The sequence below is a fragment of the Lentiprolixibacter sp. genome (assembly GCF_982873095.1).
Map to the genome: position 1 here is coordinate 1 of NZ_CEYNTP010000092.1, position 1,746 is coordinate 1,746.

Annotated in this window: 2 protein-coding genes; both read right to left on the minus strand. The window is 46.0% G+C overall.

Translation table 11 applies throughout. The features are described from left to right. The coding region (locus AC4E7D_RS07170; RefSeq protein ID WP_490173130.1) for a sugar porter family MFS transporter at positions 1–894 on the minus strand (894 nt) is incomplete at its 3' end. A 262-nt stretch (positions 895–1,156) separates the two neighbouring features. Then, positions 1,157–1,746, minus strand: a 590-nt coding sequence (locus AC4E7D_RS07175) for a hypothetical protein (RefSeq protein ID WP_490173131.1), incomplete at its 5' end; no start/stop codon positions are given.

Genomic DNA, 1,746 nt, shown 5'->3' on the forward strand with positions numbered 1-1,746 from the left:
CACAACTATAGCTTGTAAAAAAGAAGAGTCTGTACTACCCCCTGCCTGTTCAAAGATAGTGGGGGCGTAGTAAAAGATGGCATTAATTCCCGTGATTTGCTGGAAGAAAGCGATCCCCAGCGCAATGGTCATAATGGTGCCGTATTTGCCCTGAAACAGATCTGCAAACCTGCCTTTCTCTTCCTTGGCTGCCAGACCCTGTTGTATATCTGAAAGCGTGGTCTCTGCATAGGCTTCCCCTCCTATTTTGGCCATGATCTTGCGGGCTAGTTCCACCTTGTTCAATTTCATAACAAGCCACCTCGGGCTTCGGGGTACGGTAAATAGGGAAAGAAAGTAAATAGTGGCCGGGATGGCCTCCACCCCAAGCATCCAGCGCCAGCTATCCTCCCCAAGGTTTACCAGAAAATAATTGGAAAAATAGGCTACCGAAATCCCGATGACGATATTCAGCTGGTTAAAGGAAACCAGGCTGCCCCGAAGTTTTGGCGGAGCGATCTCCGCGATATAGATGGGTGCGATCAGGATGGCACCTCCAATTCCGACACCTCCAATAATTCGGGCGATGATAAACTCGGTGTATCCCGTTGCGAGGGCTGACCAGGAGGCCGAAACAGCAAACAAGGCGGCAACTATGATCAGTACGGCCTTTCTGCCGAACCTGTCGGCCATAGGCCCTGCCAATAAGTTCCCTGCCATGGCACCAAAAATGACACAACCTACAGCAAAACCCAGCATGGCATCGGTCATTTCAAAGTAGACCGTAATTCCTTTTACGGCACCAGAAATAACGGCGCTGTCAAATCCCAGGAGAAAACCACCCAAAGCCACGATCAGGCTGATCAGGACGGTGTAGGATTTGTTCATTTTGATCACTGCATCGGTATTTTCCATAGATATCAAATTAAGGCTTTAAAATATTGAAAATATTATTATTGCCTTAATAACTGAAGTTGCGTAAATAGCAAGCCTTTAATAACCTGTTAACCCAGCATTCAAGTGTTTCAGATCACGATCTGACCCCTTTCGGGACTGACTTATGCTTAGAATTTCCCGAAATATCTCTCTCTGACATTAATCCGATTCAAATAATGACTTAAGCGAAGAAGGGTCGCTACACAATTATGCATCGACCCTCTTTGCTAAAAACTTACTATCAATTCGCCGTAATAGCGAAATCATCCAGGTAAAAGGTAACGTCAGCAGGTGTATTGCCTCCGTCAATATTACCAGGTTTAACCACCAGCATGGTGTATACAGTTTCGTCGCCGTTCGGAAAATCGTTTGCAGATAAATCAAAAGACAGTTCTACCCACTCATTGGCCGTTGTCAACGTTTGCGTATACGGCGCAGGATTTCCAATTGAACCATCATTGGGTATTGCGACGATCTCCAATCGTATATCCTGATTGGGCAACGTACTGTAGATCTTGAACGTAATGGTGGAATTATTAGTAAATGTGCCAAAATCAAAAATATTCTGGAAACCACCGAATCCTTCTGCACCGGCAGGCTTTATAAATTGATATACTTTGTCCGAAGTATTGATCCCACCTGAAACGGGATTGTCAACAATTGCCCTGGTCTGAAGGGAACCAAAAGATACATTGAACCCTTCACAGTTTTCAAAGTCAACCGGGAAGGCAAGAACATCCGTGGTTGGACCACCAGAGCACGCGCCACCAGAAGTTTGGTTGCTGCACAGCCTGATGTTGTCAAACTGTATCGTCCAGTCCGCACTGCCGT